At 43.3% G+C, this 25188-nt stretch carries 17 protein-coding genes and 1 pseudogene; 6 read left to right on the plus strand and 12 right to left on the minus strand.

Translation table 11 applies throughout. From position 1 onward, the window contains the following. Positions 1 to 178: 178 nt before the first annotated feature. Positions 179 to 2698 carry an ABC transporter permease gene (locus DB520_RS19930; protein ID WP_114751530.1) on the minus strand — a complete coding sequence of 840 codons (2520 nt, stop codon included), beginning with the start codon at positions 2696 to 2698 and terminating at the stop codon, positions 179 to 181. Next, a complete protein-coding gene (locus tag DB520_RS19935; RefSeq protein WP_114751605.1) occupies positions 2691 to 3368 on the minus strand; it encodes an ABC transporter ATP-binding protein in 678 nt (225 codons plus the stop codon). Before DB520_RS19935 ends, DB520_RS19930 begins: the two co-directional genes overlap by 8 nt. A gap of 93 nt (positions 3369 to 3461) precedes the next feature. Between DB520_RS19935 and DB520_RS19940 the strand changes: the two genes are divergently transcribed. From DB520_RS19940 to DB520_RS19950, 3 genes are all read left to right on the plus strand, one after another. Continuing rightward, positions 3462 to 4142 carry an arylesterase gene (locus tag DB520_RS19940; protein WP_114751531.1) on the plus strand — a complete coding sequence of 227 codons (681 nt, stop codon included), beginning with the start codon at positions 3462 to 3464 and terminating at the stop codon, positions 4140 to 4142. A gap of 229 nt (positions 4143 to 4371) precedes the next feature. Then, complete coding sequence (locus DB520_RS19945) at positions 4372 to 6111, plus strand: GMC oxidoreductase (RefSeq protein ID WP_114751532.1); 1740 nt, start codon at positions 4372 to 4374, stop codon at positions 6109 to 6111. A gap of 115 nt (positions 6112 to 6226) precedes the next feature. After that, positions 6227 to 6934 carry a gluconate 2-dehydrogenase subunit 3 family protein gene (locus DB520_RS19950; RefSeq protein ID WP_114751533.1) on the plus strand — a complete coding sequence of 236 codons (708 nt, stop codon included), beginning with the start codon at positions 6227 to 6229 and terminating at the stop codon, positions 6932 to 6934. A 338-nt stretch (positions 6935 to 7272) separates the two neighbouring features. Here the strand turns inward: DB520_RS19950 and DB520_RS19955 are convergent, their stop codons facing one another. From DB520_RS19955 to DB520_RS19965, 3 genes and pseudogenes are all read right to left on the minus strand, one after another. After that, complete coding sequence (locus tag DB520_RS19955; RefSeq protein WP_114751534.1) at positions 7273 to 8346, minus strand: 6-bladed beta-propeller; 1074 nt, start codon at positions 8344 to 8346, stop codon at positions 7273 to 7275. A gap of 27 nt (positions 8347 to 8373) precedes the next feature. Further along, entirely contained in the window at positions 8374 to 9447 is a 1074-nt protein-coding gene (locus DB520_RS19960) for a 6-bladed beta-propeller (protein WP_114751535.1), read from the minus strand. Positions 9448 to 10529: 1082 nt separating this feature from the next. Further along, positions 10530 to 11453, minus strand: a pseudogene (locus DB520_RS19965) (DUF4221 family protein). Positions 11454 to 12005: 552 nt separating this feature from the next. Here DB520_RS19965 and DB520_RS19970 point away from each other — a divergent pair. Further along, positions 12006 to 15572, plus strand: a complete 3567-nt coding sequence (locus DB520_RS19970) for a hypothetical protein (RefSeq protein WP_114751537.1) — start codon at positions 12006 to 12008, stop codon at positions 15570 to 15572. Between the two features lie 116 nt (positions 15573 to 15688). On the opposite strand, the gene DB520_RS19975 is transcribed toward DB520_RS19970, so the two are convergent. The 4 genes from DB520_RS19975 to DB520_RS19990 form a co-directional block, all read right to left on the minus strand. After that, positions 15689 to 15916 (minus strand): type II toxin-antitoxin system MqsA family antitoxin, encoded by a 228-nt coding sequence (locus DB520_RS19975; RefSeq protein ID WP_114751538.1) that lies wholly within the window; start codon positions 15914 to 15916, stop codon positions 15689 to 15691. Positions 15917 to 15918: 2 nt separating this feature from the next. Next, positions 15919 to 16212: a DUF4258 domain-containing protein gene (locus DB520_RS27700; RefSeq protein WP_114751539.1), complete on the minus strand. Its 294-nt coding sequence runs from the start codon at positions 16210 to 16212 to the stop codon at positions 15919 to 15921. Between the two features lie 98 nt (positions 16213 to 16310). After that, entirely contained in the window at positions 16311 to 17513 is a 1203-nt protein-coding gene (locus DB520_RS19985) for a DUF4221 family protein (RefSeq protein ID WP_114751540.1), read from the minus strand. A 587-nt stretch (positions 17514 to 18100) separates the two neighbouring features. Continuing rightward, a complete protein-coding gene (locus DB520_RS19990) occupies positions 18101 to 19297 on the minus strand; it encodes an ATP-binding protein (RefSeq protein WP_114751541.1) in 1197 nt (398 codons plus the stop codon). A gap of 212 nt (positions 19298 to 19509) precedes the next feature. Between DB520_RS19990 and DB520_RS19995 the strand changes: the two genes are divergently transcribed. Continuing rightward, positions 19510 to 20622, plus strand: coding sequence for a 6-bladed beta-propeller (locus DB520_RS19995; protein ID WP_114751542.1), 1113 nt, complete (start codon positions 19510 to 19512; stop codon positions 20620 to 20622). Positions 20623 to 20673: 51 nt separating this feature from the next. On the opposite strand, the gene DB520_RS20000 is transcribed toward DB520_RS19995, so the two are convergent. The 3 genes from DB520_RS20000 to DB520_RS20010 all read right to left on the minus strand — a co-directional run bounded on the left by DB520_RS20000 (position 20674) and on the right by DB520_RS20010 (position 23557). Beyond that, positions 20674 to 21285 carry a Uma2 family endonuclease gene (locus DB520_RS20000; RefSeq protein ID WP_114751543.1) on the minus strand — a complete coding sequence of 204 codons (612 nt, stop codon included), beginning with the start codon at positions 21283 to 21285 and terminating at the stop codon, positions 20674 to 20676. A 114-nt stretch (positions 21286 to 21399) separates the two neighbouring features. After that, positions 21400 to 22005, minus strand: a complete 606-nt coding sequence (locus DB520_RS20005; protein WP_114751544.1) for a Uma2 family endonuclease — start codon at positions 22003 to 22005, stop codon at positions 21400 to 21402. A 391-nt stretch (positions 22006 to 22396) separates the two neighbouring features. After that, positions 22397 to 23557, minus strand: coding sequence for a hypothetical protein (locus tag DB520_RS20010; protein ID WP_114751545.1), 1161 nt, complete (start codon positions 23555 to 23557; stop codon positions 22397 to 22399). Positions 23558 to 23876: 319 nt separating this feature from the next. On the opposite strand from DB520_RS20010, the gene DB520_RS20015 reads away from it, so the two are divergent. Continuing rightward, positions 23877 to 25040 (plus strand): hypothetical protein, encoded by a 1164-nt coding sequence (locus tag DB520_RS20015; protein ID WP_114751546.1) that lies wholly within the window; start codon positions 23877 to 23879, stop codon positions 25038 to 25040. The last annotated feature ends 148 nt before the right edge of the window (positions 25041 to 25188 follow it).

The following is a 25188-nucleotide window of genomic DNA, read 5'->3' on the forward strand; positions in this document are numbered from 1 at the left end:
CCTAGCGGGACTGGCATCCTAGTGACACCATTTTTCCGGCTACCCATATTTGATGCTTGACGACACAGATCAACACCAGCCGAATACATTGATATTCTTGGGTTTTGCGCTTTTTCGATGTTCCTAAATCCTATACGAGCTCATTAGGGTGCCAAGTCTTTGTGAGCACCCCTCAATTTCAATCCCTCAAAACCTCCATGGTAGAGGTTTTTAATATATCCCGGCTGTTCCACCACCCAAGAAAAACGGTAAGCGCAGTGATCCCCAAATAGACCGCACCCAACAAGGCCCATTCCATCCTAAACGGGATCTCAAAGGTATAGATGCTCAACAGGGCTGCGGCAATGATGGAAAGCAATATACCGCTCAAGGCTGCGAGACTACCTAGAAAAAGGTATTCCAGGGTGTTTATTTTCACCAAGACCTTTGTCCCAGCCCCTATCGTGCGCAAAAGGATGTTCTCTTTGATTCGCTGAAACTTGCTGATGATCAAAGAGGAAATGAGTACCAAAACTCCAGTGATGATACTGAACAAGGCCATAAATTGAATAACAAAACTGATTTTTCCCAAAATCTCCTCCAAGGTGTCCACTATGGTCGCCAAATTGATTACCGACACATTGGGGAAATCCCTGACTATCTCGTTTTGCAGGTTAGCGGCTTCTTGGTCCGAACCGGTTTTGGTAATAAGCACATGGAACTTTGGGGCATTCTCCAGTACCTTTTCGGGAAACACCACCAAGAAATTGGTGGACACCTGCCGAAAATTCACGTCCCTATAGCTGCCCACATAGGTGGTCATGGGTCTCCCCTGCACGTTGAATACTATTTCATCCCCTATCTCCAGCCGATTCCGTTCCGCATAACCCTTTTCCAGCGAGACAAAAATGGAATCCCCAGGCTCAAGGTAGGGAACCAACTCCCCTTTCACAATGCGTTCGGAAGAGATAAGCTCATCCCTATAGGTGACCCTGAACTCCCTGTTGTATAGGCCACCCGATCTTTTTTCCTCTTCCGGAAGTTGCTCATTTACTCTTTTATTGATCCCATTTACCGCATTTAGGCGCATGGTGACAATAGGAACCTCCTGCAAAATGGGCAGATCCGCATCGGTGAGTTTTTGGCTAACCGCCTCCACCTGGGAGGTCTGAATATCAAAAAACAGCATATTGGGCTGGTCTTCCTTATCGGCAAAGCGTACCTCGTCCAGAAGCTGGTATTGCACAAAAAACAAGGTGGAAATCATGGCAGTACCCAATCCTATTGTGGCAATAAGGGCCACTGTTTGGTTGTTGGGCCTATAAAGGTTCGCCAAAGCCTGTCTGAAAGGGTAGGCCATCCACAAGGGAAGAAAGCGCTTTACCAACTTCATAATCCCAAGAGCAATCATCCATAGCAATCCAAAAGCAAAAAAAACATACCCGGTAAACCAAAACGTCTGCTCCCAATTGCGGAGCAGGTAATAACTAAACCCCACCATAAACAGTACAATGAGACCAACCACCGCCCAACGCAGGGGATCCTTGCCAAATCGGATAGTGGCTGCCTCTGGGCGAAGCGTCATCATGGGCGATACCGTACGAATCTTGAGCAAGGGTATCAACGCGAATAGCAAACTGATAAGAATTCCGGTTCCGGTTCCCAGCATTATGGCACTCCAGGACAACTCCACGGTAACTTCCACTGGTAAGAAATCGCTAAAAACTAAAGGCAAAACGTATTGCAATGCCGTTCCCAAACCCGCTCCTACCAAGGATCCAATACCACCCATGATAAAAATCTGCATAAGATAAATACCAAAGATCTTCGCAGCTGTCACACCTAGGCATCTTAACACTGCCACTGAAGGCAGCTTTTCCTTTACGAAAACGTTAATGGCTGATGCCACGCCTACACACCCCAACAGCACCGCAATAAAGGCAACCAGACTGAGAAAGTTGGAAAGGTTGCCGAAAGAACGGCCCGTGGACTGCTTTCTGGCCTCCACATCTTCGTACCGTATACCCTCCTCTTCCCAATGCTCCTTGTAAGCCTCAATGATTTCCGGAGCATCTTCCTGACCCGTCAAGGCAAAATATCGAAGGTAATTTACCCGGCTACCGAATTGTACCAATCCCGTTTCCTCCAGGTATTCCATGGGAATGTAAACCGCCGGAGCCACGGTAGCGGTGATACCCGTCTGTCCGGGGACTTTTGTAAGTGCCCCGGCTATTTCGAACACCACTTCCCCCACCTTTATGGAATCCCCTACCTTTGCGTCAAATTGTTTGAGCAGCAACTGCTCCACCAGGGCTTTCTTTCCCCCAGCCCTAAAATCGGATTCACTCTGCTCAGGTTCAGCCTCAAAACTTCCATAAAATGGGAAATCCCCTTCCAGAGCCCTCACCTGGGTAAGCCTGCTTTCCCCTTTTCCCGGAAAAGCAACCATGGAAGCAAAATTGATTTCCCTGGCCCTTTCCGCCGAAAGGGTATCCAAATCATCAATCCCGAAATCCGCGTTATTGCTGAGGACCAGGTCGGCACCCAATAGCTCCTTGGCCTGCCTATCAATATCCTTTCTTAAATTGTCACCGAAGGAACTGATCGCCACCAATGCAGCAATGCCAGTAACTATGGCCGACACAAAAAGCACCAGCTTGGTTCCCGTCTTTCGGAAGTCTCGGGCGGCCATTTTCAGCATCCATTTAGCATCAGCCATGGGTAACCTCCTGTAGTTTTCCGCCTTTTATATTTATAATCTGTTGGGTCTTTTGGGCGAGCTCAAGGTCGTGGGTGACCAAAATCAGCGTGGTACCCTTCTCTTCGTTTAGCTTGAAAATAAGTCCCTCTATCATTTCTCCAGTTTCGGTGTCCAGATTTCCTGTGGGTTCATCTGCAAATAGGATTTTCGGTTCATTGGCAAAGGCTCTGGCAATGGACACCCGCTGCTGCTCTCCTCCCGAAAGCTGGGTAGGATAATGAGTGGCCCGGTCTGCCAATCCCACCTGATCTAACAGGTTCAGAGCCACCTTCTGGGCATCTTTTCTGCCCTTAAGTTCTAGTGGCACCATGACGTTTTCCAGTGCGGTAAGGGTAGGTAAAAGTTGAAAGTTCTGAAAAATAAAGCCAACGGATCGATTTCTCAGCAGGGCCCTTTGGTCTTCACTCATTTTTTCCAAGGGCTCCCCGTCCAACAGCACCGAACCGGCACTGGCTGTGTCCAGCCCTGCGCACAACCCAAGTAGAGTGGTTTTACCGCTCCCAGAAGGGCCTACGATGGAAAGGGTTTCCCCCGGCATCACTTCAAAAGTCACCCCATCCAACACGGTCAACTTTCTATTGCCGCTTTGGTAGGTTTTCGTTAAATTTTGGACTTGTAATATGTTCATCTTTGACGGATAAAAATCTTCGTTCCCCATCTAACAAAATATCACCTGTATTTAGTTTAACACAGGCTTATAAAATTTCAACACTTGATACCTATGCAAAAATATCAAATTGGGTTCTCCAACCTTTTCCTCTTCCTAGCACTCTTGCTTTTTCATTGCGGCAAAACAGATACTCAGCAAGACTCTATCAGGGAAGAGGAGTATGAGGAACAGTCCGCGAATGAAGAACAACTGATCCTGTTTTTTGGCAACAGCCTTACCGCAGGATATGGGATAGAAGAAGAGGATGCCTATCCTGCACTTATACAGGAGAAAATAGACAGTCTAGAATTAGGATATAGGGTGATAAACGGGGGACTTAGCGGGGAAACCACTGCTAGTGGCCTCAATCGATTGGATTGGTTTCTGGAAGTAGAACCAACAATTTTCGTGTTGGAATTAGGAGGTAATGATGGACTTAGGGGTATTTCTGTGCAGGAGACAAGGAAAAACCTCAAGGCCATGATAGCTCATGTGAGGGAGGAGCATCCTTCCACAAAAATAGTATTGGCCGGCATGCAGATCCCTCCAAATATGGGGGCGGAATATACCGAGTCCTTCCGGTTTATGTATGAAGAAATAGCCCAAGAAGAAGAAGTGGAATTGATCCCCTTCTTGTTGGAAGGGGTAGCGGGAGACCGGAACCTTAACCTACCCGACGGCATACACCCCACAGAAGAAGGTCATAAAATAGTGGCGGAGACGGTTTGGGAATACCTTTTTCCACTTCTTTGAGTCGGTAACTTTTCCAAAGTTCCAAACTTGGAAAAGTGGTGGGTGAATGGAAAACCCCTGAAAATTCAAAAATTATAAACCAAAACCATTGCTTATGGCCTGAATGTCCCTAAAACTAGTATATTAAGGGGATGATGCCCTTTAGACAGGGATGGATGAAGGAGAAATCCTTTTATTTTCTGAAAAATTTATGTTAATTTTTCGGAAATTTTAAAAAAATTTAATCAACATGAGTATTCAGATAATATCGGCATCGGAAGAATATGATGTAATCATCGTAGGGTCTGGTGCTGGGGGTGGTATGGCATCCAAAATCCTTTCAGAAGCTGGGCTTTCTGTGGCTGTGGTAGAGGCGGGAGCGGATTGGGATCCTGCAAAAGATTCCCACCGCACACAACTTCGTTTTCCCTGGGAATCCCCCAGGCGAGGTGCCAGCACGGTAAGGCCGTTTGGGGATTTTGATGCTGCTATAGGAGGTTGGGAAATCGATGGAGAGCCCTATACCCGAGGAACTGGGAGTGAGTTCGACTGGTTCCGATCCCGCATGCTAGGAGGCCGTACCAACCACTGGGGAAGGATATCCCTACGTTTTGGCCCCCTGGATTTCAAGAGAAAAGATTTTGATGGCCTAGGTGAAAACTGGCCAATAGGCTATGAGGATGTAAAGCCATATTATGACAAAGTGGACAAACTCATAGGGGTATTTGGTTCCAAAGAGGGTATACACAATGAGCCGGACGGCTTTTTCCTACCCCCGCCAAAGCCTAGACTCCATGAACTTTATATAAAAAAGGGGGCGGATAAAGCCAATATACCCATGATCCCTTCTCGACTTTCTATACTTACCAGACCAGTCAACAATGAAAGAGGGGCATGCTTCTTCTGTAGCCAGTGTAACCGAGGTTGCCAGGTATACGGCGACTTTTCGGCTGGTACCTGCTTGGTAAAGCCTGCCCTGAAGAAAGGCACGGTGGATCTCTATACCCACGCAATGGTAAGAAAAGTAACTTCCAATGACCAGGGTGAAGCCACAGGTGTTTCCTACGTGAGCAAGGTGGACATGAAAGAGTACAAACTTAAGTCCAGGGTGGTGGTTTTGGGCGCTTCAGCTTGTGAATCCGCCAGGATCATGTTAAATTCCACTTCCAAGTCCCACCCAAATGGATTGGGGAATAGCAGTGGGTATGTGGGTAGGTACCTGCATGATTCCACTGGTGCAGATAGGATGGGGATACTGCCGGAAATGTTTGGCAGGGACCGGTATAATGAAGATGGAGTAGGTGGAATGCATATGTACACCCCCTGGTGGCTCAATGAAAAAAACCTGGATTTTGCGCGGGGCTACCATATCGAATATTGGGGCGGGATGGGCATGCCTTCTTATGGCTTCGGTCAAGGTATGGACAACATGCGCCGCTATATTGTGGATGAATTTGGAAAGCCTAGTGCTGCAGGAGGATATGGTGAGGGTTTGAAGAAGGATATCAGGAGGTTCTACGGTGCTACCGTAGGCATGTCCGGACGTGGGGAAAGCATACCCCAATACAACAACTACTGCGAAATTGACAACAGCGTGGTGGACAAATACGGGATTCCCGTCCTCAAATTCCATTATAAATGGACTGACCAAGAATTAAACCAGGCAAAACACATGCACGAGACCTTTGAGGAAATTTTGACTAATATGGGTGCGAAAATAATGGGGGACAAACCAGGCAAAGAAAGTAATTATGGTCTGCATAAGCCGGGCAGGATCATCCACGAGGTGGGCACAACCCGAATGGGGAACGACCCAAACACCTCGGTGTTGAATCAATACGCTCAAGCCCATGACTGTAAGAACCTTTTCGTGGTGGATGGTGGCTCCTTTGTGTCCCAGGCAGATAAAAACCCTACTTGGACCATACTTGCGCTCTCTTGGAGGACTTCGGAATATATAGCCGACCAGTTGAAAAAGAAAAATATATAACATATGAAATCGAGCATGACGCAAGCGACGCACGGAGGGATGATTAAGATTGCGAGATTCCCCCGAAACGAGTTCGGGGCAGGCTATCTGACCACTGAAAAACAATTATAAACAGATGAATAGAAGAGAAAACCTAAAACTGTTGCTGACAGGCTCCCTGGCCACGGGGTTTATCTGGTCCGGATGTAGCCCCGAGACGAAAGATATCCCCCATGAGCCCGAAATTGGGGACTGGGGGAGTTATGGCCGTACCCCGGAAGAAATGAAGATAAACGAGCTGTTGATGTCGCAAACTTTCTTTACCGAAGAGGAAATGAAGAAACTGGACATCCTCGTGGACATCATTATCCCTGCCGACGACAGCTCCGGAAGTGCCACTGATGCTGGTGTACCTGATTTTATCGAATTTATGATGAAGGACATCCCTGCTTATCAAACCCCTATGCGCGGTGGGTTGCTTTGGTTGGACCACAAAGCGGATGAAATGTACGGGGAAAAATTTCTAGATATCAGTGAGGCACAAAGAATCGCCATTATAGACCTGATCGCCTATCCGGATAAGGCAGCACCTGAAGTGGCCAATGGGGTGAGGTTCTTCAACCTCCTAAGAAACCTTACTGCCACAGGGTTTTTCACCAGTGAGGAGGGCTTTAAGGACTTAGGATACGTAGGAAACCGACCCAACGCTTGGGATGGAGTGCCTGAGGAAGTCTTGGCCAAGCACGGCTTGGAAAACGACCCTAAATACAAAGATGTATACCTTGACGTAAGCACGAGAGGAACCATCGCCCAGTGGGATGATGAGGGAAACTTGATAGCGTAACCTCTTCCGCAAAACTTTGTTCAAAAGGGAAATCTCAGAGAGTTTTCCCTTTTTTGTAACCAGGGTGTTTTCATGGTTGCTGCCTGGGTCAAGGCCTGTTGGGGTCCTTAGGGTGAAAATAGCACGATTTGAATTGGTAACATCCTATCATACTGAGCACCCACGTCTCATTTGAAGCCTTTACAATCTGCTGAAAAATAAGAACTGCCTAACCTACCCTTTAGCCCACCATTTAAAATTCATAAAACCTATTGACCAGGATGACTATAACATCTTAATGGTTTCTGTGGTGAGCTGGGGCTATTTAGTCACATCAGCCCCAAGCTTAAAGTAATCCGCTAACCCTCCGAAATTATCCGAAATAACACGATCAGTGGGTTTTTTTCCTCAAAACCTTCCTCATCCCTTAAAATGGAGTAAAACACGTCCTCCTCGAAGGGCCTGGGCATGATTCCTTCTGTCACCGTATGGTTAAATAGTTGATTGAATGGAAGCAGGGGACGCTTATTCTCCAAATCAATTACCAAGTAATGGGATTGATTTTCGTAAATGACTCTTAAAAAGACATACCTATCAGACATCACCATTTGGCCTATCCTCAACTGGTGTGAATTGTCAAATCCGGTGAAACAAAGTAGGTATTCCGGAACCAGGCGATCCTCCTCCTTTCTATAGATCGTATCGGTGTCAGTATGCGATTTTATATCTCCGCGAATAATCGGCAAATAAAACAAACTTTCGCCCTTTACCCGACTTAGTATCCTGGGGATGGAATGGAATATGGTGAAGTTAGAATTATAGCCGTAAAGCGGGCTTTCTCGGTGTTTGACTGCAAGCGTATTTGGTTCTATTGCACTTAACAACACCTGACTGGGCTTTTCCTTGGTACCAACAAGTGATTCTTGGACTACCAGCACGGTGTCATTCTCCATGTAAAAGGAGATCGGATGCCCTGGCAGTCTTTCGCTTGAGGAGTTAACGTTTCCCTCAAGATCATAGGAAATCACTTCCCTTTTTTGCCAATCGGCGACAAGGACAATTTTTCCCTTTTCATCCAGGTGAATTGCGTAGGGTACTGTATATTCTTCGGGGCCTTCTCCCAACTCCCCGATTGTACGGAGATAACCACCACTGTTGTCAAATTTCAAGAGTCCCTGTTTAATGTCCACCAAGAGAAAAAAATCCTTTGAGAATGCTATATCCTGGATTGCAGTAATTGGAGGATTTCCCGGGGCCTCAAGGTTTATGGTGTCAAGTATTTCAAACTGTAATTCCGATGCTTCGCCCAACAAAAAATCCTTCTGGATCTCTATAGTAGTGGTGCCCTCTAGGGTATCCGCGTAGTCCTTATCCCCACAATTTTGCAACAGGAGAACGAAAAAAACATGTAAAATCAGAGGGATATACTTCATAGTTAATTTTGTAAACAATCGGAACGATTATTTTAATTTGACAATTCCAATTTCAGGATTTTGCTCTTCGATGGAACTGTCAATATAGGCTGCCTTTTTGATGTAGTAAAAAACATCCTGGTCCAAATCCAAAGGTCTTAAAAACACCGGTTCACCATCACCATCAGTCAGGCCCTCACTGAGGTTATGTCCCGTTTTGTTTTTCTTGTCATACAAAAACATAAATCGCTTCCAGTCTTGGTCATATTCCAACACATAATAAGAGGAACTATTCACTATGTTGTACAACAAAAGGGTTTGGTATTCTCGCTCATCAAGGGATTGGGCACGTTCAAAGCTGAACTTGAAAGCTGGTTTTATTATTTTGTCAGACACACGATACAAAGTATCCCGAAGCAGGTTTTCAGGGGTAAGTACCGGCATGAACATAAATAGCCCTTCTTCAATATCGGAAAGCCAATATCTAAACGGATAACCTCCAATACGTTTTTTGTCTAGGATAATCGTCCTAAAGGGAATGGTATCTGAAATTTCGAAAGCCTTATCCAGTTTGTAAATGCTGGTCTGATTGGCAATATCATCCCCGATCTTCTTTCCTATCTCCTCAGAAACTATCCATAAATCTCCATCCAAAATTTTCACATAGCCAATTGGATAGCCTAACTTTCTTTCCTCTATAAGCTCATAATCAGGTCCATAAACTAATAACTTATTATATGCTGAAACAAAAATACATCCTGAGACCTCATCTATATCCATAGCATTAACCCTTTGATACTCTCCTGGGCCCTCACCTTGCTTACCCAAAAGTTGAATAAAATTCCCCTCCATATCAAAAATTGAAATCCTGGAATCCGTAACGAATAACCTGTCCCGATGTAATTTCACTCCTTTGATATGCCCAAGAAAAGCCTCATCCCTGGTCTCTAATTTTATTTTCTTATCTGTGATGGCCATTTCAGACATAAGTACCGGACCATCGGTTTTATTTGGGACAAGTATGGTCTTCAATTCCGATGTTGGGATTTCCCCACAACCCAAGATCACAACGGACAAAGAAAAATAAAAAATCAGGATTCGAATATTCTTCTTATTCAACATAGGATCAGATGCTTAGTTGATTTTAATTGATTCAGAATTCATACTATTAATTAACTAGTTAATATTTAGAATACCTATCAATGTCCGGAATAAGTTAAATAGCCCATAGAATTAGGCACTTGATAAATAAGCATATAAACACTTTAGATTAATTGGTTATGCATTTTTATAAGTTAAAATTTCCAGATCTAAAACACAATTGTTGTTCAATAGACATAGATTGTAATATTTATCCTATGCTTAATTCAATTATTTTATCCCAGTTAATGCTGTTCACTTAGACACTATTTTAATTTAATTCGAGTCTGTTGCGGAGGTCCATAGCAGTTATGGCATCGATATACTTTGTTACTTTTTTGTTGCAGGTCAAAAAAGTAACCAAAAAACCCCGCCGCTGTGCATCTTTTGACAGGAGACGCACGTCCACACAAATAAAATAAACAGTAAAAAAAATCCCCGCAAATGGATGATGGAACCCGGAAGGGTTAGTTTATAAATGGCTAAATCAGAAACAGGCATCAAGCTGGATGGTTTAGGGCTCATATTTTTTTTGGTTAGGCATCACTATTTTCGTTTCACAGGACGTGGCTCTTAGCCTGATTCATTTCTCAGTTGGAGAATTTGGCGGTAATTTCCACCATCAGATGCCAACAAAGGCTGCGAATGCATCTTGCTTACATACTAATTTGATAGTTTAAAACTAGAAAAACAACTGATGGTGAGAATTTTAGTTGAAAATTTCAGGAATTGGAACCCCAGCGAGAACTATGGTATAAAAAAGCCTTATTCAACATGTTAATCCGAGTAAATAAACAGAACAATTATTGGGAATCAATTCAGGACCCAAAAATTACCCGGATAAAGCCCATTTCATCCTCCACATTCTCAAACACCCACAACATCCCGTCTTTGACAAAATATTTTGTCGATGAAACACTTTTTAGCTCAGGTATGGGTATTTCTCCAAGCAAATTAAACTGAACATCAAACACACTGAGAAACACGTCAATATTTACCGTTTTAGGAAGGATTCTATCCTCCGGCTTTTCTTCGCCAAAAGTACTGGAAGAGGAAAGCCTATACTATCTGCTATTTTGCGGATCCCAAACCAAAGGTCCAAACCTCACTTTTTCGTGGTAAGATTGAAGGGCATTGATCCTATCCTCGGTGGAATTAACAAGGTCACCCTCGGAGGTGCTTGTCACTTTACTCGGAGTGTGAAAGGAAGAATAAGTCACCTACTGAAGTTGATCGCTTTCTGGAGAGTAGACATAAAAATCATTCGCAAACTCATGGGATACGATAAGCTTATCGAGTTGACTGATTAAAAATATACTAGGAGTCCAGTTATTGAAATTTGTAAGATCCCCTAGAGTGTATGTTTTGTAATTGCGGTTAGGGTCAATTTCGTAGGTGAAAATCAGCTTGTCTGTTGGGTTTAGCCTTTTAAGGGATACCTTATTAGCAATATGGTCGGTGACCAACGCAAATGACAAGTGGTCAAATGATGGGATTGCCATATGTTGGTATAAATATTCCCCGCCAGAAATGCCCCCGTGTGCACTGGATATGTTATTCCACTTAAGCTTCATGACCAACTTGCCTTCTAGGTTAAAAACACCAGCTAATTGTCCTGCCAGGAATAGCTTACCCCTGCCCATACTTTTGACGGTGTAAACCCTTGAACCAGTTCCATCAGGGCCTTCTTGTTGAAGCGGATAGTTACCAGCAAATTCCAGCTGATCCAAGTCAACCCTATCCATGCTGTGACCAAATCCATTGTAGACATAGAGAAATCCATCTTGTTGGCAGTAATCCGACTGAAGCAATGAATACTTTAGGTAAAAAACATGCCCCTTGGCATCCACGGAAACGGTATCAACACGACAGGGGATTAGTTGGTCTGAAGTCGCAGAATGATCTCCCGATTTTCCACAGGAAAGACAGGCAACAAGAAAAATTAAGACATGGAATGGGTGAAGCTGATGGGTTGGTGACTTGATCACTTAACTTAACATATGCTTTGGTTTTAGCCCATTGTTGATGATGAGCCATCAACTCTTCAGAAACCCTGTCCTGAAGCCTTAACAGCTTTTTTTCCTGGGTCAGTACCAACAAAGGACCTAAACGCTGTCAAAAAAGAGTGTTCATCTATTGATATCGCAAATCCATTAGACTCATCGGTTTTCAGGAGATCCTTAGAATACTTGGATAAATAGTCGACGTACTTTTCACCGGGTATTTTACCTAAAAAGGCAAGCTCATTTTTTGGCTCCTTCTGTCAAAAAAAGTATTTCCCAATGTCTTTCCTTCTATACAGTACTAATGCACGCTTCCGTTGAATATTCGTAACTCACAGATTATTAATGGATTTCGGGTATTTTTTTTTTACCTTGTCACTTATCTTTACCGCAAGGATATTTGGGCTTATTCAAAAAAACAAACCATTTTCATCATCAACTTTTATCAGAATCCGGTTTCAATATCTCATGTGCACCATATAGCCAGTCATGACCTATTTTAAATAGAACCCTATGTAAAATTAAACAAATAATAAAATGGAAACTCTTTTGAAGGGTGATGTCGGCACCCCACTAAACGATTTTAAGCTTTCGGATCTTTTCGAGTCTTTTAACGGCCCTGACATTTCTGTTTTTATCTTTGATGATGTCACACTTTCGCTGGATGGCACCGGTGTCAACTTTGCGGGAAAGCTGCGTATGGATGGTCCACTTACCCCTTTTAAGGAATACCTTGCTTCGGGGGAGTCCATCATGCTCACTGGAAAAATCCCGAACAACACCAAATCCCTGAAAGAAAAGATCAAACCGACGGATTTTAGTCTATCTGCCCAAACCCCCTTTTTCAAGCAAGTCTTCCCGGGGGTCAGTTTAACCCAAGCTTTTCTTCAACTGGATATCAGGAAAAAGGATGATAAATGGAGTATTATTCCAAAACTTACCGGTGAATTTGACGTGGATGGGCTTACGGATCAAAATCCTGGATCTCTTCAATTGGAAGTCAGTGAAAACAACCGAATCCTAACCCTGGACGCCAAAGCCAATTCGATAAAAGGGGTTTTCGGGATCCATTCGCTGACATTGGAAAACCTGAATATCAAAGGAACCCTGTCCTCTTCTACTTCTTCTTTAAGCTTAAGCGCCAAACTTACCTTGGGAAGTAGCGATTTCGAATTTTCCGGAGAGGTGACTGCAGATTACCTAGGAATCGTCGCCAGTGCAGATGCCTTTGCCCTGAATGATCTGTCCACCATTTTTGTTGAGGTTTCGCCGTCTGGTCTGCAACTTCCTGAATTTGAGGTTCAATTTAAAAATTCTTCTTTGTCTCTGGCTACGGCAGACTGCAAAGTGAATGGCAGCAATTTGAAAAAGGGGCTTTCCCTGATGAGTGAAGTGAAGGTATACCAATACAGTTTTCAGACCCATGCACAGATTGCGAGTTCAGGTGTGGTATTTAAAGGGGAATTGGGGGATTTGAAATTCGGTCCGGTAGATCTTAAAAAAACGGATGTGGATTTTCAGTTTTACAAAAAATCCCTTCAAAAACCAGCCAAATTTATGATTCGGGGGAAGGCCCATATTGAAGGGTTGGATCTCGATTGTGGAGTTTATTTTGAAAAAACTACCACTACTACGACCGTCCTGTATGCAGATATTGAGGCAGCTGATTTCCGTCTTGGCCAAGTATTCCCTTCTGTAAACGGCACTTTTGTCAATGACCTTAGTTTTTCCAAGTTGGGTTTTATCTATGCGTCCGCTGCAACACAGACCAAAAACGAAGGCTTTGACTTCAATGTGCAGGAGGGTTTGCAGTTGATGGGCACGCTCAATGAAATCCCAGCCCTATCAGGTCTGACCGGAGAAAAGCATGTTGGTCTGATTTTTTCGGCCCATTTCGGTACTCCAACCGATATCGCCATTGCTATACCGGATACCCGCCTTAACCTGGGGCATTCAGTCACCACAGATCCCATTCAAATCCAGATCAATATCAGTCCAGAGCCGGCCCTGATGGTCATCTTCGGCATGGAGGTAAAAGTACCGAATCAAGACAACCCATTACACTTTGATATGTCCCTTTCGCTGGATGAGCTGGAAGCGAAAGGAGCAGTGACCATGAAGGGGTACTGGAAACATCCCTTTGGAGTGGATGGACTCAAAATCGGTCCGGCTGTAGCGCTTCAGCTAGGGATCATCTATGAGCAGTTTGTCGAAACAGGGATACCATCTGAATTCGGCATTGCCGGTGGGTTGGAGATTGCCGAAACCACAGTGGATATGGCCGTAAGTATATCCGAAAATCCCATGGAGGAAATCCTTTACGGAAAACTGGATGAAATGAATCCCTCCCAACTGATCAATTTTGCTTCTCAAATCATTGACCTTAAAATCCCGAAGGCTCCCGACTTTTTTGAACTTAAAAAACTCGAACTTTATTGTGCTCCTGCCGGAGGAATGATTGGTACCATTGCGTATCAGCCTGGATTCAGCTTTTCGGGCGATTTGGTGATAGCTGGGGAGGAACTGGCATTGTATTGCCGGGTATCAGAATCAGGCATTCAGGGTTCCGGGCTGATCAGCGGTTTTACAGCAGGTCCATTGCAAGTTAGGGGAGAGAATGGTAAGGATGCCACTGCTGCCCTAGAACTGTCGGCAGGCAAACAGGCCCTCAGTATTGACGGATACTTTGCGTTTCTGGGATTGGATGCAGGAATCTACCTCAGTGTCTCAGATCATGGCATTGATTTTCACTTTGAACAACATTTTCTTGATAAATTTTCTTTTGAAATAAAGGGGCAGAGCAGCGGGCAAATCAGCAAACCTTCAGATCTGGATTTTCAACTCTCTGGATCCATGGAAAATGATATATTAAATTACCTGGAAACCAGTGTAACCGCCCAAATCCGACAGACCATTTCCGATACCGATTCCGAAATTGACTCCGCAACAAAAAAGGTGGATAAGGCACAGCAGGCTTATGATCAGGTTTTCAACAAGGCCAATACAGACTTACAGGCAGCCAAAGAAAAGGCAGATCAGAAACTGGCTCAATTGACGTCGGATTTAAAAGTGGCCCAAACCAAATGGAAAGGTAAAATAGACCAAGCCCAGACTGATGTCAGCATTGCCAGACAAAAGTACAATACGGCTTTGAGCAATGCCCAAACAAAAGTAAACCAGGCAGAACAAACCTACAACCACGCTATCGCAGATGCGCAAAACAAGCTCAATGATGCCCAGGAGGTTTATAATAAAGGTGTAGAGGATGCCCAAAGAAAGCTTAATGCAGCAAAGAACGCCTATGATCATGCATTCAATAGTGCCGAGAAAAAATTAGAGAGTCTGAAGAAAAAAGTGAAAAAACTGGATCACTGGTATTCCAAGCCTGCTTATGAAGGTGCTAAGCTCGCTCTCGAAGCTGCTAAAAAAGTACTGGAAGGCATTCAGCATGGCAGTGAGTACACTGCGTGGCAATCCGCACAAAAAGCCCTGAGTGCAGCCAAGACGGGTGCCAACTATACAGCCTTCCAGGCAGCAAAGAAAACCTTAACCCTTGCAAAAACAGGGACTGAATATACCGCCTGGCAAACAGCCAAAAGTGCCCTGGCAACTGTTCAGCACGGTGCTGAATATACAGCCTGGCAAACGGCCCAAAAAGCACTGGGCACCGTTCAATCAGAGGGGAATTCAGCAATAGCCACTGCCCAACAAGCCCTCGACAAAATAGGGGAAACCTCCGCTTATGTTGCATTGGCAGCAGCCCAAAAGGTGCTGAAGGCCGTCCAAACCGGCACCGAAGCCACAGCACTGGCAGCGGCAAAAGCCAGTCTGACGGCGGCAAAAGTCGGTGCAGAGGATATACTGAAAATCAGTCATTACATCAGCTCCCATGCAGGTGACCTGATTAATATTACCTCTTTCACCTTCAGTGGAAGTTTGAAAGCGTTGGAAAAGGAAAACCTTTTTGACGCTGAAATCAAAGCCAGGGTTTTGGATCATCCCCATGATTGGAAGTTGGATTACAATGTAAAGGATGTAAAAAGCTTACTACATGACTTGTACACCATGGCATTTGATAAGCTGAAAAGCGTAGTAGGAGTCTGATGGGATAAATTCGCTCTGCTCCTTCAAATTTTATTGGAAAAGGCTGCCGGTCCTGTTCAGGTAGCCTTTTCCCAGTTTTTTGGGACAAACTTTCATTTTTGAGACTACATCTCGGGTCATGCAACTTGTAACTTCACCACTTCCAATTCAGTACCTTTCTCGTAGGCCTCTTTCCCTTTTTCCAAGACAAGTTGCGTCATTTCAGTTGAAAGGTAATAATGTCCGCAGTTAGTGCAGACCTCCGCAGGCACATTTTTAATTAAAACAATGGTCTCTCCTTTTTCTAGCGTAACGGTTACATTTCCCTTCTCAGTATTTCCGTTTTTACATAATGTGCATTCCATGGCTATTTGATTTTAATTCTGAAATCTTTATCCCACAATTTTGGATCCGGTTCATACGCAGTAATAATTACACAATCTTTTTTATTAATGCCGATGACTAAATGAATTGGTCTTTCCGATATATATCCTAACATTAAACAACTTGGAAATGGACTATCGTTCGGGTAATCATTAATTATTATACCAAATCTAATGATAGATTTTACATTGACAACCGCGATATCCCGCTTAAACATTTGATTGATGGCATGATCACTGAAAATCAGGTTTTCACATTTTATATCAGCCCTATTCATCCAGTTTACTGTTACTCAGGTTGGAAATTATACTGAAGTGAATTTACTTATTTTTTTGGGATTCAGTCGACCAAAGTCTATTGCCTTCGTTTTACTTTTCAAAATTCAAACACCAAAAACCCAAGTTCATCCGAAAAATTCTGACATACCCATAGCTTTCCGTCTTTGGCAAAATACTTAAACTGCTCGGCAAACAACTCCTTAAGTTCAATCTCCGAAACGAGGTTAAACTCTGCATCGAACACCGACAAAAATATATGCGTCCTCTTGATCGGTAAAATTTCATCCTCCGGTCCGTCCTCAAAGATCCGTTTTGCGGACAATCGGAAATAACGTCGGTTTACTTTGTCCCAAACCGGGGCTTCAAAACGGACTTGTTCCATAAGCTTCCGACTTTCCCGACGGACTTTTTCCCGGGTGCTGGTTAATATCTCTGGTGCTTTTGCCCGGGCAGGTGTCAGTTTTGGTTCATAATGGACTACTTTCACAAGCTCACCCTTGGAATGGAATAAGAATATTTCGTTCGAATATTCGTGGCTTAAGTACGCATAGTTTTCGTCAGCCCGCAAAAATACCCAAGGAGGACGGAAGTTGTTTTCAAACTTCAGGAAATAATTGGAAAAAGATTTCTCTGTATCTACATCGATATTTTTTACCAAGTTTTCCTCCACTGAAAGAACACCGAGAAAAGCTGTCGATTTTAAGAAGTCAAGATTGGTTCCCATCACCAGCCAATCCTTGGTGTCTACTACTACTTCCATTCTTGGAGGTACTTCACCAAATGCGTCTCCTACTGAATCCTTTGCAGTAAGCCAATTGACCTTTTGAACTACACGCCCGTTATTATCAATCACCGCAGAGGATGGTCCTGTTTTTAGAAACAGTAGGTTGTCCTCCAAACACTGCAATCCAAAGACATACTGTCCTACCCCATTGGGTCCCTCAGCTTCCAATGGAAAGGCTTTGACGAACTCTTTCGTATCGAGGTTGATTTCGTCAATGAAATGATCATGATGATTATACAGAAAAAAAGACTTTCCATCATTATCCAGATCAGATACGTTCATATACCCCCCTATATCCAAAATCCGATCTTTTGCGTCAATAAGGATTGTATCGACTGAATAACTCATGACTTCTGTGTGCTGCTCGTTATTCCCTCTTTGGCAGGAGACCGACGTCCATCCCAACAAAATAAACAGCAAACAATACCACCTCGAATGGCTGATGAAGCTCGATATCGGTGGTTTACAAATCGCTCTGTCCGAAACAGGCGTCAAGCTGCTCAATGTAGCGTTCATAATTATACGGTATGGTATTACATTGTTCGTTTCTACAGAAGCGTTTGTTGGTTGATTTCTTAGTCATGGACGAAGGATTTAGATAAAATTCCAGGCGTCAGATGGCAACCAAAGCTATTAATCCTCTTTTCTTCTTACTAATTTAATAGTTTAAAGTCGAAAAAGCAACTGATTATGTAGATCTTAGCTGAATAATTTCCGGAATGGTTTTGATGGGTTGATGTGTTGAATTACGAATTGCGGATTGCAGGAGTATTTTAGATACAAATTAATCTCTCTTCTTTAACCCTACACGAAACAGTAACACAACTGTTGAGTTAGATGAGGCATCCCGTTTTAATTCTGATTGATTATTTTCTGAATTACAGGAAGAAAAAAAGAATACAAACCAACTATAAAAAAGAAAATGTCTTATGATAGTTTTCATGTGAGATGTTGGTAAGGTGAGCAGTTTAAGTTCGATTGTTCATTCTCTTTGGTTCCAATTATAAACTCCTAATTTACTAGTTCAAGTTTATTCTTCCAACTCATTTATAAAATCACGATTTCATTCACCTAGGCTTAGCAAGGTAATCTTTATACCCTCACTAATACAAAAACCCAAACAGCCACAATGGCACCTTCGATCCAAACCCAATCTCTATATCGTCCGCGGCCACCAAGTACCTCGGTTTTGCCTTTACTTGGGAGGCATTTTTATTTTTGCCCCCAACTTCAATATATACGTCGGATACAAAAAAATCGCCGGATTGAGGCAAGGTGACGTTTAATTTTGCATTCTTAAGCTGGCTAAGCAAAAAGGTCTCCCGGATCGTCCCTATGTCAGGAAGTTGCTTAAGGGCAAAGGACAGGTTGGTATTCTCCAAATAGACCTTCTCAGGTTTCTGTAAGGTGGATACTCCTTTTCCCTGCGCCAAGAGTAAATTGAGCATTCTTGCTTGTTCAAGGTGTACAAGCCAAGCATATACAATTTCTCTACTTACATCCAGCTTTCTTGCCAAGGCCGAGATATTGGGCTTAAACGGCACAGATTCCGCCAACACACCCAATAGCTTTTTTACCTTAAACGCCATACCCGGGCTATAGCCTTGGATTAATGCCAAGTCTGTATCCACCACTGTATTTATAGTCTGACTCAAACGAACAGGTATATCATCAGGATTACCCTCCCTGAAAAAAGGAAAGTAGCCATATTTTAGATAGTCCTTAAATATAGGCAAGGGCTGAACCTGTCGTACAATTTCCGAAGCAATATCGTTGGGACTATCTACTAGTTCGCTCCATGAAATAGCGGTAATCTTCATGCCCTTCTCCAAATTCAAATATTCCCTGAAGGATAGTCCCGGCAATTCATAGACAATAACCCGTCTACTTAGATCCGATTCACCCCGGTAAATGTCCAGTGCGGAAGATGATGAGAATACCACCCGTAAATCAGGATATCCGTCGTAGATATTCTTCAGCTCTCTGGACCAATTAGGATATTTATGCACCTCATCGATAAATAAATACCTCCCCCCATTTTTATAGAATTCATCCGCAGTTTCGACTAAATTGTGGGTATAAAACCAATAGTGGTCTGCTGTAACATACAAAACCCTTTCCCTTGGCTTTTTGAGATGGTAGCGTATATATTGTAACATGAGGGTAGTTTTCCCTGCACCTCTGGGCCCCTTAATAGCCAGCATTCGCTGCTCCCAATGGATCGATTGCATTAGAAACCTAAAAAAGCGATCATCGACCTGCTTAAGTAAATTGTCATGAAATGCATACAAAACATCCATATTTTTGTCATTTTGAAATTACAAATATAAGTGTAAATTGTCATTTAAAAATGACAATTGTCAATCTACCTCTATAATCTTTAATGAATAAACTGTCATGTAATATGCTATTAGATAAAAATGGCATCCTCAAACGAGAGGAATCCTTTGGTTTAAATTGTTAAAAACCACATCTTTACTTCTATAAGATCCTATTTACCAACTTCATTTTTATGAAAGCTTTTTTATACCTACTCGTTATTGGATTGTTAACTTCTTGCGGTCAAAATACCGCTATTGACACTTTAGAACCTATACTTCCGCTCCGCTTCGAGGAAGCGGAAAATGCAGATATCGCTGCACTGACCGACAGCATCGGGTTCATTGCACTGGACAATAACCCTGAGGCTTACTTCACGGATATAGCAAAACTATCTGCCAAAAACGGACACTTTTACCTGATGGAAACTTTTTCCCAAACCAAGGGACTGCTTGTTTTTGACGGAGAAGGCAACTTTATCCGAAGCATCGGAGAAATCGGAGAAGGTCCAGGGAAGATGCGAAGGCCAACTGACTTTGATATTTTTTCAGATGGAAGTGTTGTTTTTTTAGACCGGGATTTACGCCGCCTCTTTTTTTATAGTTCCGAAGGGGAATTCCAGAAAACGTCCGATCTTTCCTTTCCTGCCATATCGTTTGTCCACTTAAAAGATGGAGGTTGGCTATTTTCAGCTAATATCCAAGACACTACCTCTTACAAAGTGGTCAAAACCCATGCGGAATTTCTTCCTATTGAATACCATTTTCCCTACGCGGAGGAAGAAAAACAAATTATGCTATCCTACGGTAACTTTCATGTCGAAGGCCCGGAAATCCTATATCACAGACCTTTTAGCGATACCCTTTCCATTTTCTCAGAGACGGGTAATCTAACGCAACAGGTTAAGTTGGACTTTGGAAAGGAGTCACCTCCCGTTGAGGCACTTTATGATTTTCAAAAAATGTCGGCTTATCAAAACAAGGTGCGGTATAGCTATCTCCTTTCAAGGCCAGTAATTACCGAAGACTACATTGTTGGTATGTATTCTACGACTTTTAACGAGGGAGTAGTTTGGCTGTTTGCCCGTAAATCAGGAAAGCTGAATAGCATAATCCTGGATATGGACAACTACACATTTAAAAACATCTATCGCCCGCTTACTGTTCTGCATGAAAAGGGGATAGTATCCCATATGATGCCTGAGGTATTAGCGATGGAAAAAAACCTTTCGGATATTCCACAAAACATACAGGAGCATCTTGCGGACGAGGGACATGTGCTCGTGGTCCATTATCTCAAGGAGTAAAGCGTGTATGGGTATTTAGGAGGTAATAGAATTTGAGATATAAGACCGGGGTCAACTATATTCCCCAAAAACATCATCCAATTCCAGCTCAAAGCCCGGAACGGCCTGGGAACTTACCCTATCCCCTAAGGTGAACAATCGAGAGGAACGGTATTTGCCCCCATCCAGGGTATAAATAAGTAACGTACGCTCATCAGGATGGATAACCCAGTATTCCTTCACTCCCGACGCCTCATATACCTCATATTTTAACTGCAGTTCTTTTTTATTGTTTCCTGGGGAGAGGATTTCTACAATCAAATCCGGCGCACCTACACAACCCAACTCATCCAGCTTATCCGGGTCACAGACCACGCAAAGATCCGGCTGCACGACGGTGTCAATATCCTCATGTCGTCTTGACGCTACCGGAAGACGGACATCGAAGGGTGCCGGATATACTTTGCAAGGTTTCCCTCTTAAAAATTCATAAAACCTGTTTGCCAATATCATCGAGACTTCCTGATGAATACGTCTCGGCGCAGCGGCCGCCTGTCTAAACACTTTTCCTCGGATCAACTCCACCATTTCATCTATTTGCCAGCTAAGGTAATCTGCATAGGTATAGGTGCCATAATCCGTGAAGGGCTCTTTTACCTGTTCTTTATCCTTGTTTTTTTCCATAGGTTGAACCGTTGATTATCAATGTATAAAGATAAGGAAACTACCTCGATTTAAGTACGGCAATACGAAAAACCGTAATTAAGAGGTCTCCATATTTACCAACGTGAAAAAAGATTATAACCCAACAAATACACTATCCAACTCCAATTCAAACCCCGGTACAGCTTGCGAACTTACTCTATCACCCAGGGTATACAAACGGGACGCACGGAATTGTCCCTGATCCAAAAAATAGATTAAAAGCGTTCGCTCATCGGGATGGATGACCCAGTATTCCCTTACCCCGGAAGCCTCATACACCTCGTATTTCAATTTTAGTTCCTTTTTATTGTTGCCGGGAGAAAGTATTTCTACAATTAAGTCCGGCGAACCCATGCAGCCCAATTCGTCCAACTTTTCAGGATCACATACCACACAAAGGTCGGGTTGAACAACGGTGTCAATGTCCTCATGCCGCTTTGAAGCCACGGGTAGGCGAACGTCAAAGGGTGCAGCGAATACTTCACATGGCTTACCCTCCAGGAAATTGTACAAGGAATTGAAAATTTTCCCGGAAATCCGCCGATGGATCACACGGGGTGCGGCTGCCTGCCGAAATACCTTTCCGCGGATCAGTTCTACCATTTCATCTATCTCCCAAGAAAGGTAATCCGCATAGGTGTAGGTGCCATAATCCGTGAAGGGCTCCTTTACCTGATCTTTATCTGGTTGCTTTTCCATAGGCTGACCCGTTGAATATCACTGTATAAAGGTAATAAATAAATGTATCGATTTGAATACGTCAATACGAAAAACCGTAATTATAAGGTCTCCGTATTTCGATAAGACATCCTGATACACGACTGTTGAATTGGATAGAAAATCCATCCTGAGGCCCTTCCCTGCCCTGAAAGGGCGTAACAACAATAAGCAGTGGTGTAGTGATAGCGAAGCCCCTGGTTATGACTGAATATTTTCGTGTTGTTTTGGCAGTGGCAAATCTTGTTATCCCATAAACCTTCCGCCAAACCCCAACCCAGGTAAAATTGGCAAAAATCCTTCTTAATTGATGCTCGAGAAAGGAAATTCACAAAATTGGTCTGGTGCGGCCACAAAGCTAAATTTGACTATCTTAACCCTTGGATTTCAATTCATAAATAAAGTACTTGTAATGTTCAGGCTCTACACCTCCCCTGTATTTTTCCCGAAGCAATAAGCGTTTTCCCGGCAAAGGCAGCATCTCTGCCCTGGGATCGCAGATTTGGGGAAAGGGGATTTCCTCCCCTTGCATATTGCCTTTATGAAGCAGGATGAGGCTATAAAGCGTGGCATCCATAAAGGGGAAGTAGTCAGGATCGGTATCCTTACGTGTAGCGGTGGCGGCCTCAGAAAGCCCACTATAATACAATATGCCAAAGGTCTCTGTTTCAAATTCAAACAAAGCGATATTTTGGGCATTTTGGGAAGGTGAAAAACTATCGTGGGAAAAGCTCAACTTTTCGATTAAGGCAAAATCCTCATTTAGATCATAAATCCCCACTTCCCTGGAGCGGTCAAAAGTAAGGTGCAGTTTTCCCTCTTCCTGATTCATGGCAAAAATAGGCGTGGGCCTTCTTTCCTTTTGTTTCTCATCCACTTCGAGTTCCGGAAGTAGTTCCAAATCATAGGGCATCACCCATTCCAGATCCTCTTTATCAGGGTTATATTGTTCTATCAAATTTGCAGCAATGTCAGCATCCAACTCTCCTCCAACCCCATTGGGAATACCGGAGAAAAAATTGGTAAAAAAATACAGTTCTGAGTCCTTTGATAGCCGGTAATATGGTACTTTCATCTTCGGTCCACTATAAAAGACAATATTAGAATAAGAGGCGAACCTGATTCTTTCCTTCACCGCCCAGGTTTCATCAAATCGGATTTGCTCTATGGAGCTTTGGGCGAGGTACCCATCATTTTCTTGGTTAAACCCTACCGCCAAAAGCCCGGAGTTGTATTCATTGGGGCCTTCCCCCCTTCTGTAGACCTCTTCCACCACCTCCCCACTCTCATCCATCACCAAAAACTCCTCTGTCACTATATCGACTGCCAAAAACTGCTGCTTATCGGAATGGTAGTCCAATATTCTTAGTTCGGTCTCCCTATGCACGGTGATGGAATCCACCTTTTCCAAAACAAATTCCTTTTGCCCAGCAACTTCTGACCCATCCCGGGTTCCACATGCAAATCCAATACATATTACACTTAGTACTGAAGCTGAGGTACAGAGTTGATTAATTAATGGATATGGATTCATAGCGAATAGTTTAGAATATTGCGAGATAATGCCTTGCACCCAAAAATAATCAAACAAGAACTATTAAGTTACTAGTTTAAATAATAAGGAGCAAACCAACTCGGATAAACTAAGAATTCTTACTCACACCTAGGTGTTTTTATTACTATTTTTGATAAATTTGATGCGGATTATTTTAATTCCCCAAAAGGCATTTTAGGAAAGGGGTCGGTTTTGGCAACTTGTCGTAGAGCACTTAACCTGTTTTTCCGCCGCATCCGCCTATTGCTTTTTTGATGTATTATGTTTCTGGTTGATTTTTATTACAACTTTTAAAACTATGAAAAAAAACGCGCTGACGGGCTTTGTCTTGATGGTCCTTTTGGGTTGCGAGGAGGGTGATTTTTCATCCATTACACCTGTGTTAGAGCAGCCCAAAGAGGAGGAAGAACTTGAGGCACCCATAATTAACCCCTTTGATGAACTGGTTTTGGAGGATTTAGGTAAGGGAGTGGTAAATCACGTAGTCAGGGACATGCAGGTTTTGGACAATCTATTTGTGGTGTCTGGGGAATTTTCCTCTATAAACGGACAGTTTGCAAATAACATCGGAGTTTATGACAGTAATAGATGGAGAGGCTTGGGGGCGGGATTTAATTATAAAACCACTCAAATGCTCTTACATGAAGGGGCTTTATATGTAGGAGGTCATTTTATGCAATCACTCTTTAATCAACAGGTTCTGAACCTTGCCAAGTGGAATGGGACAAGTTGGGATGAAGTGGGAAATGGGCTAGATATGTCTGTATTATGTCTGGGCATATATCAGGGAGAACTGGTCGCTGGTGGAACATTTACCATCGCCGGGATAGGTGCTCAGGATCTTCCGGTCCAACGTATTGCTAGCTGGGATGGGAAAAGATGGCGTAGGCTGGATCAAGGCCTTAATGGCCCCCCACAGGCTATGACGATTTACAGAGGTGAATTGGTAGTGGCAGGAAACTTTTCAAAAGCAGGAGGAGAAAGTGCCAATAACATTGCTACCTGGAACGGTTACAGATGGGATTCTTTTGGAAATGGCATTCAAGGGAAGGTTTATGACCTGGTGGTTTTTAAGGATGAGTTATATGCCACAGGAATATTTACACAGGCTGGGGGCATAGCCGTAAACCATATTGCCAAATGGAATGGAAGCGAATGGCTGGCCATAAAAGACGGCTTAGAGGCAACTCTACCAATAGCATCTGGTCACCCTGTGGCTGGAAGAACATTGGCTGTCTATGAAGATGAACTTTGGGTGGGGGGAAGCTTTTCATCTGCAGGGGGCGAAGCCACCCAAAACATTGCCATTTGGGATGGAACTCGGTGGCATGGCACTGTGGAAGGGTTAAACAGCAGGGTAGAAGTCATTTTTCCTTATGAGGACACCATTTATTTCGGGGGATACTTCAACCATTACGATGAATTTGGATTTAAGGGCATTTGCAAATGGGAAAGAAAATAGATGTTCCATCTATTCTTTATTTTCCTGTTTTTCCCTACTATTATTTGGAACAACATATTTTTTTGTTAAATTTTAGGAGAATTTAAACCACCTGACAATACCATTTTTGGATTGGTGATGAAGACAAAGGGTTAGCAAGGTTTCCAGA

The sequence above is a fragment of the Pleomorphovibrio marinus genome (assembly GCF_003347495.1).
Classification (GTDB): Bacteria; Bacteroidota; Bacteroidia; order Cytophagales; family Cyclobacteriaceae; genus Pleomorphovibrio; species Pleomorphovibrio marinus.